Origin of the sequence: Collinsella sp. AF37-9 (assembly GCF_003475115.1) — a bacterium.
In the GTDB taxonomy this organism is placed as follows: Bacteria; Actinomycetota; Coriobacteriia; order Coriobacteriales; family Coriobacteriaceae; genus Collinsella.
In genome coordinates, this window is the sequence record NZ_QROQ01000028.1 from 19,816 (window position 1) to 27,272 (window position 7,457).

7 protein-coding genes are annotated in these 7,457 nt (G+C 58.0%); 1 reads left to right on the plus strand and 6 read right to left on the minus strand.

The genetic code is table 11. The features are described from left to right. On the minus strand, nucleotides 1-839 hold an 839-nt coding region (locus DW024_RS08280; protein ID WP_199576952.1), incomplete at its 3' end, for a hypothetical protein. A gap of 397 nt (nucleotides 840-1,236) precedes the next feature. Between DW024_RS08280 and DW024_RS08285 the strand changes: the two genes are divergently transcribed. After that, a complete protein-coding gene (locus DW024_RS08285) occupies nucleotides 1,237-1,749 on the plus strand; it encodes a hypothetical protein (protein ID WP_117776675.1) in 513 nt (170 codons plus the stop codon). A gap of 48 nt (nucleotides 1,750-1,797) precedes the next feature. On the opposite strand, the gene DW024_RS08290 is transcribed toward DW024_RS08285, so the two are convergent. The 5 genes from DW024_RS08290 to DW024_RS08310 form a co-directional block, all read right to left on the minus strand. Beyond that, nucleotides 1,798-3,003: a hypothetical protein gene (locus DW024_RS08290; RefSeq protein WP_118377442.1), complete on the minus strand. Its 1,206-nt coding sequence runs from the start codon at nucleotides 3,001-3,003 to the stop codon at nucleotides 1,798-1,800. A gap of 5 nt (nucleotides 3,004-3,008) precedes the next feature. Continuing rightward, nucleotides 3,009-3,674, minus strand: a complete 666-nt coding sequence (locus tag DW024_RS08295) for a PilZ domain-containing protein (protein ID WP_158551278.1) — start codon at nucleotides 3,672-3,674, stop codon at nucleotides 3,009-3,011. Nucleotides 3,675-3,803: 129 nt separating this feature from the next. Next, nucleotides 3,804-5,279 (minus strand): ATP-binding protein, encoded by a 1,476-nt coding sequence (locus tag DW024_RS08300; RefSeq protein ID WP_118377443.1) that lies wholly within the window; start codon nucleotides 5,277-5,279, stop codon nucleotides 3,804-3,806. Nucleotides 5,280-5,709: 430 nt separating this feature from the next. After that, entirely contained in the window at nucleotides 5,710-6,558 is an 849-nt protein-coding gene (locus DW024_RS08305) for a PTS system mannose/fructose/sorbose family transporter subunit IID (RefSeq protein ID WP_118377444.1), read from the minus strand. Then, nucleotides 6,558-7,217: a PTS sugar transporter subunit IIC gene (locus tag DW024_RS08310; protein ID WP_233541359.1), complete on the minus strand. Its 660-nt coding sequence runs from the start codon at nucleotides 7,215-7,217 to the stop codon at nucleotides 6,558-6,560. Before DW024_RS08310 ends, DW024_RS08305 begins: the two co-directional genes overlap by 1 nt. Between the last annotated feature and the right edge of the window lie 240 nt (nucleotides 7,218-7,457).

A 7,457-nucleotide genomic window follows, 5' to 3' on the forward strand; every position in this document is an offset into this window, starting at 1 on the left:
CTAGTGACAGCGTTGTTTGCGCCCGCCACGTCTTTGCCCTGGGTGTTGACCGGGGTGGCGGTAAACGAGATATTCACACCAACATTCTTAAGAGAAGTGAAGTTATCGGTGTAAACTTTTTCGGCAGAGCCGTCATAGAAGACATAGGCCGTAACGTTAACAGAGCCACCAGCGTCAATCGCGTCGGCAAGAACGCCGTCGGTGTTGTTACCAGTAACCGCAGTGTTGTCGAAATAAGCGCTTACCAGCGCGCCATTCTCCGAGACCTTGTACACGCCCCACTTATCACCGCACACCAGCAAAACGGAGACGGCGTCTTTGAGACCATTTTCGTCGGTCGCGCCAGAGCCCGTAACTTCAACCTTGGAGACTTTAAGACTCTTGAAAGAGCCGGCCTTTGCATCACTGGTGCCAATCTTAAAGGTTTCTGCGATGGCAAACTCTCCGTCAACGGCGGCCTTAGGATCGCCAACATCATAGCGAGAATGCTCAAGAATCGTAGCTTCGCCCTTTTTCTGCGCATATGCAGACTGGAAAAGCGGCTTGGTAGTTTCGGTAACGAGAGAGCCTTCCTTACCATTCACGACCTGCGATGGGTACAGATCCTTAGCCGCTGCGCCGGCAACCGCGAAGGAAATGCTCGTGTTGTTGAGCTCTTCGTCGGTCTTAGCAATCTTCAGGAACGGAGCGTTCGACTGGGCAGAGATCGTTGCGGTCTCGGCCTTAACCGTGTTGTTGCTCACAAACCATGCGAAGGTGGCGGAGCCGAGGGCTACGGCTGCCACGAGGACCATGGTGATGGCGGCGCCCATCTGCTTTTTTAATGCCTTGGTATCCATGCGGACCCCTTTCTTTCCCCATTCATCCCAGATGACCCTCGAGAAGCCCGGAAGGGGAGCCCGCGCTTTCGTGTTGGATGTTGCTTGCCCATCCTTTAGACATGGAATTGAGAATACCATAATTCTTACGATTTCCTTATGAGTTTTCGGCAGCCCACATTCCGGCAGATTCATAGGTCTACCTCGGGTTATATGTGGTGCCATGTGAACATCGTTTACCTTATTTGATCTCTATCCCGCAAAGCCGTAAGTCCCTCTTAAGCCTTGCGACCGCAGCGCCACGTCATCGCATACATCCACTTTCCGCCAAGCTTCGCCCTAGCCCTTCCCCACTCGCTATACTGGTGTGGCACGTGTCATTTTTGCCTGCTAAACGGGCTATTTGTTGGGAGGGCTCATGCCTGCCGCCACTCAACCCAAGGGAAGCGTTTCCGTCGGATCGATCAAGCCGGTGACGCGCAAAGCCGTCCGCTGCCAGCGCGAAGTCGCCTGGTTGGTCACGCAGGCGGCCGGCAAGCTCGTCGCCACCACCGACGACGTCAACGCCCCCACGCCCAGCTTTGTGCTGGCGGCGGCGTTGTCGTACACCCGCGAGCAGGAGCAGACCGCCCAGGAGGACGGACACGCGATTGACTACGAGGCCGTCATGAGCCCCGACCTTGCGAGCTTTTGTGCGGCCGCAGGACTGCCCGCAGCACCCAACGCGCTTTCGGACGCGGGCTACATGTTCACCCTCTCGGGCGCGGACCTCATCCGCGACGTTTACGCCTACTGCAGCGACCTGGGTGAGCGCATGGGAGACGCGGTGCAGGTCAAACCGGGCTACGCGATCAAGCTCGCGCTGCGACTGTTCCTGCTGGATGCCGCCACGGGCAACGGCAGCGCCTCCAAAGACAACACTTGCGCATAGCAAAAGCGCCGGGCCGGGAAATCGATCCCGGACCGGCGCTTGTTCGTTCTACTTGTCGCCATCTTTCACGGGCGAGTTCTTTTGGTTGCGACGGTTACTCCAGGTCACGTTGTGTTCCTTGTAGTAATCGGGCGCCTCGTTGCCGCTCGCGCTAATGGGGTCGTTGCCGGTCAGGGTGTCGGCAATATCCTGCACGAACTTAACAAACAGGCTCGAATCGTCAGTCTCAGACGAATCGAAGTCAAAACCGAACTCCACCGCGCCGCCAATAATCTTGTCCACGCACTCCGGGTCGTCGCCGTCCAGCCAAATGACCACGGTGTACTTGTCCACGTCGCCCACGCGGAAGTTCGCGTGGCTGATGGTCGTCACCACGTCTTTGGACGCAAACGGCTCGGTGTTGGGCTCGGGATTGCCGTCGGCCGCGGCAGCCGCGTAGGTGGTGGGCTCGCCATTGCGATACACCCTCACGCGCGCCGCCTTCTCCACGCCCTTGCTGGCGCTAACCACCTTAAGCTTGGCACTGTAGCCCAGATCGGTCTTGCCGGCGTTACGGATATAGAAGGTGTACGCCACGTAGTTTTTGCCGTTGTGGCTGCCGTCGACGTTATCCAGGTTGTCGGGCAGGTCGTCGGCGGCGATATTGGTGCCGTTGTCCACGGCGTCGGCCGCCAGGCGCGCGGTGGCGTTGTTAAAGTCGCCGTTGTCGGCAATGGCCACGCCGCGGCGGAACAGCTCCAGGCGGTTGAGGTTGATGGTGAAGTTGCCCATGTTTTCCTGCATAAACGACAGGGCAAACAGCACGCCAAAGGCAAGCGCCAGCACCACGAGGGCCTTTTGCAACTTGTCCATGCGCAGCAGCGCCGTGCCGATGCGCTCCATGCGACGCTTGGGCATGTACATGGACACGACCGCGTCGGGGTCGATGTCGTCGAGGTCCTGGTCGGCCAGTGCCTGCTCCAGCTCCTCGATGCGTACGACGCCGCGTAGGTCGCGCTTGAGTTTGGGCTTGCGTTTGGGTTTGGGCTTGCCAAAGCGCTTGCGGGAGGCGGGGGCCTGGTCGGGCGCGGAGTCCTCGCCGGGCGCGTTCTCGGCATTGGCGGCGGGCGCGTCTGCCGACGTGTCCACGGTCTGGCGCTCGGCCTGGCGCTCGGCCAAATTATCGGCCACGCCCTCGGCTTGGTCCTGCGCCAAATCCTCGGCCAAATCCTCGGCGGCTTGATCTTTGTTGTCGTTACGCTTGAACAGTGCCATGGCGATCAGATCTTATATTTGGTGCGGATGTAGCCGACGTATTCTTTGACGAACTCGCGCTCCATGTCGTCGGCGTAGCGGAACTGCAGGCCGCAGACGTTGCGATACAGGCTGCCCTTGGGCGCGCGGCGCACCCAGCACACGATGCCCAGCTGCTCGGGCAGCTCGTGGCGCTCGCCCTGCAGGCGGATCGTGGGCATTTGTACGGCCAGGGCCTCGCCCACGTCGGGGTAGTCGTTGAGGTAGACGGCCAGGCCGCCGGCCGAGACGTCGATGGTCATGGCATCCTCCGGCTCGGGGGTCGGCGCGTTGTCGCGCTGGTAGGTCAGGCGCATGGCGACCTTAAAACGCTCGTCGCGGCGCTTGACGAAGCTGCGCTGCTCGGCGACTTTGCGCATTTTCCAATAGGTGCGGATGCCCTTTTTCTCGACTGCCTCGGGATAGCCGGCGAGCACGAACGTCTCCTCGCCTACTTTGTACTGCAGCAGCAGCTTTTGGTTTTCGTCCATGAGCAGCGGCTTGCCGGCAAGCATGGGCGCGCTCATAAGGAAGTACGCCTCGTCCAGGTCCTCTTTGTACGTGGCGAGCATGTTGAAGTCGGTTTTTTGGCCCATGGGCACGTCGAATGCCACCTGAAGCTTGGTCCCCGGCGCTATCTGTTGCTCTGCCATGTATTCTCCCCTAGTCGCGGGCGCCGATATCATCGTCGTGCGCGATGCGCATTGGGCTATTGTAACTGCTTTGCCGCAGGTTTCGATGTGCGCTGCGTGAAATGGCGCGGATGTGAGGCGCGGCAGCCGCTAGCGCATCTGCCCTGCACGCCCTGTTAGTCGATACTTGCGGTTACGGCTCGTCGTCGCGGCCGTAGGCTCTAGCTTGCCCTGCGCGATAAGCGCATTGACGCGCGTCCTAACCTGGGAGACGGTGAGTCCCGTGCATTCTGCCAGTTCACGTGTTCCCAGTTCGCCGTTGCGCTTGAGTGCCGCCACAATTAAGTCCCCGCCATGATCGATTTGCTCAACCTTCGCTCGGTAGAGGACAACCTTAAACCGGTCGAAACCCGGGCAAAACAATGGCTCGGCCAGACCGTGCGCACGCATGGCATCGAGCATCATTGGAATGCCCGATCCGTTGCCTTCGGCAGGAGAGCCCGCACCGTCGGGCAATGGAACAAGCGACATGAGCTTCACAAGCGTCGCATTGCGACATCGGGAGCTGCCGTCAAACAGGTTCTCGCGAGTCTTTCCTCCGTATAGGCCGCCGGGGTTCACCACCTCGATACGATCGTCAAAAACGTCGACGGCGATCGATTGCCCACAGAACCGATCCCCGTATTCCCTGTGGATAACCGCGTTGGCGATTGCCTCACGCAGGACCTCCTCGGGAATCTCCAGCGAGTCGATACGCGAAATGCCTTGGACGGTCACGGTGCGGCGCAGGTTTTTGGCGACAGCCGCGACAGCATCCGAAATCATCTCGCCCAACGTTCCCTCGCAGATCGTACGGTCCATGAACCTCAACGACCCCGCCGCGCCCTTCTGCGTTCCGGCATAGACCGCCACATCGATAAAGAGCTTGGGATAGAACTGCTGAGGATAGGCACCCGCAGCCAGGAGCCCGGCTTTAGTGACATTGCCCTGGGAGTCGAGGAAATTCAGGCGCTCCAGCTTCGTTTTCTTGTCCGGCGCGTCGCGCATCGCACGGGGTGTCAGTGAGAAAGCACGCTCTATCGTGCGGTCGACCAGGGCCTCGTCAAGATCGCCTGCGACCGCGCCGGGCACTGCATCGCGATCACTGGGGCTCGTCCGTTCATACGATGACAAGGACAGGACCTCGGTCGACGAGAGCGGAACATCTTTGTCGTCGATGCGTTTGTAGCTGCCGCCTTGAGCGCCCCGCTCTATGACATAACAAGGCTTGCTCGACGGGTCGAGCTCCTCAATCGTGATGACCAGAACCACGGTGCCCTGGAGCTCCACGCGTTCAATGGTGTATTTGGGCGGATTGGCCAGTTTTCCGCGACCGCCGGCATCACCCATGCCCGCTACGAATTGGTTGAGCACCTTCTCGGTCTCAAAGTTCTCAACCGGGACAAAGCCCGCGCGCTCGCTCACGCCGAGCACGATAATTCCGCCAGCGGTATTCGCGAATGCGCTAACTGTTTCCCATACGTCGCGGGAAAGCGTCGTGGCGCTCTCCTTGACCTCGACGTTAAGATCGTCCGAGCCCATGCGCCTTAAAGACTCGAGCAGACCGGTCAGCTCGTTTTCGTTCATCTGCATGTCCTTTCGCTCGGCCCGGCGGAGAATGCCACGAATAGATTTCCTTCGTCTCTCAGTTATCTCTCGTAATTATCTCTCATCTTACTGCTATCTCTCATATTAGAGATAATTGAGAGATGAAAGATAAGATGTCTGCCATCTGTTTCATGTAAACATGTTTTTGCTGATAGAACAATCAGTATTGAGACAATACCATGATTGCTTGTCTCTTTGCTGCTCAGTTATCTCTCATATTTATCTCTCGTCTTTCGGTTATCTCTCATATTAGTGACGAATGAGAGACGAGAGATGCGTGAGTGGCGCATGGGCGTGGATTATTGGACGGTCGGAAAATCCCTCAAATAAAAAACGGGGCCGGCCTTACGCCGAGCCCCGTTTTCAAACGGTCAGTTAGTTATCCAACGCGCGAGCATAGCAGTCAACATTACGCCGCTGCGAACACTCCCAAGCCCGTTCCGATGATGCAGATTGCGAAGATGCCCAAGATGATCCAAATGGTCTTGACGCCCTTTTTATAGAGGGCAACGCGAGCGAACGTTGCCAGCAAAGGCAGCAGACCGGGGAAGATCGAATCGAACAGATCCTGCAGGACAATCTCCGAACCACCCACGTCAAAGGTCAAAGCCGTGGACAGCGAGCCCTGTGCCGCAATCATGGCGCCGATAACGGTCATTCCGAGAACACCGGCAGCATGCGTCATGCGAGACATAAGGTTGCTCTCTTCGGACTGCTGCAAAAACTTGGTTCCCAAGTCGTAACCCAGATGGGCGGCGACGATACGCGTTGCAAAGTTAATCACGGAGTAGATGAGCGCGTACACGATGGGGCCGAGCGGGTTGCCCGTCGAAGCGATGCCAATACCAATGCCGGCGGCAACCACGCGGAACGTACCCCAGTAGAACGAATCGCCGATGCCGGAAAGCGGTCCCATGAGGCCGACCTTCATGGCGTTAATCGAGGACGTGTCGAAGTTCTTATCGGCAGCCGCCTGCTCTTCCATCGAAACCGTAAGGCCGGCTACAAACGGAAGCACATGAGGCGTGATGTTAAAGAACTCGGTATGGCGATCGAGCGCCGCATAGTAATCGTCGTCGTTGGGATAGATCTTTCGCAGGGGCTTCTGAATGGTGTACATGAAGCCCATTGCCATCATCTTGTCGTACGACTGCGAGCACTGGCTAGTAAACTGGCGAAGGAACATGCTCCGATACATATCGGGAGTCATAATCGCGTCCTTCTTGGCCTCTTTGAGGCCGGTGTTCTGGATAGCCATTAGAAGTCCTCCTCTTCATCTGCAGCAACCGTCTGCGGACCGGACGAGCCCTCGCGGAAGGCCAGGAGCAGCGCGACGCAAATGGCAGCTGCGGCGACGCCGACCACGTCCATCTTGAGATAGATGACCATAATGAAGCCCAGGAACAGCCAGGGAAGGAGCTTGTTATCGCCCATGGTCCTGATAAGAAGTGCGAAGCCGATGCAGACCATGACGCCGGATGCAACGTTGAGGCCGTCCATCACAAACTGCGGAATCGCGTTGAGCGCATTGTTGATGAGGTCGGCACCAAAGAACAGTGAGCCAAACACCAGCAGTGCAGACGGAATGCCAATCGACAGCGGCACGATAGTCAGATGGTACAGATTCGCCTTGGCAAGATCGCGATTTGCCAGAGCGGTCTCAATCTTCTTGCAGGCAAAGGCACCCGGAACGGCGTAGCAGAAGTTGCGCCACACCTGAAGGAAGACGGAGACGGGAAGGGCGAGCGCGACGGCAGTTGCCGTGCCTGTACCCGTAATGACGGCAAACGCGCAGCCAAGCACGCCGGAGGTATAGACCTCGGGAGGAACCGCCGCGCCGACCATGATGGCACCCATGAACATGGACTCCAAGGCAGCACCAACGATAACGCCCTGTTGAACGTCACCAAGAATCAAGCCAACGAACAGCTCGTAAACAACGGACGGCCAGGCATTGTAATGCCAAATAACTGCTCGTCCATGGACGCCATAATGCGACCAGTGCAACTAGGAGGTACTGGGCAACTATTTTGATTAACCCCAGTAATAAGCCTGCAGGCGAGACGTTCAGCACGTCTCGCCTGCAGACAACAGCAGCAATTTGAAAGGATTAGTAATTCATCTGGTGATAGTAACGACGCGTGGTGAGCGGGTGGT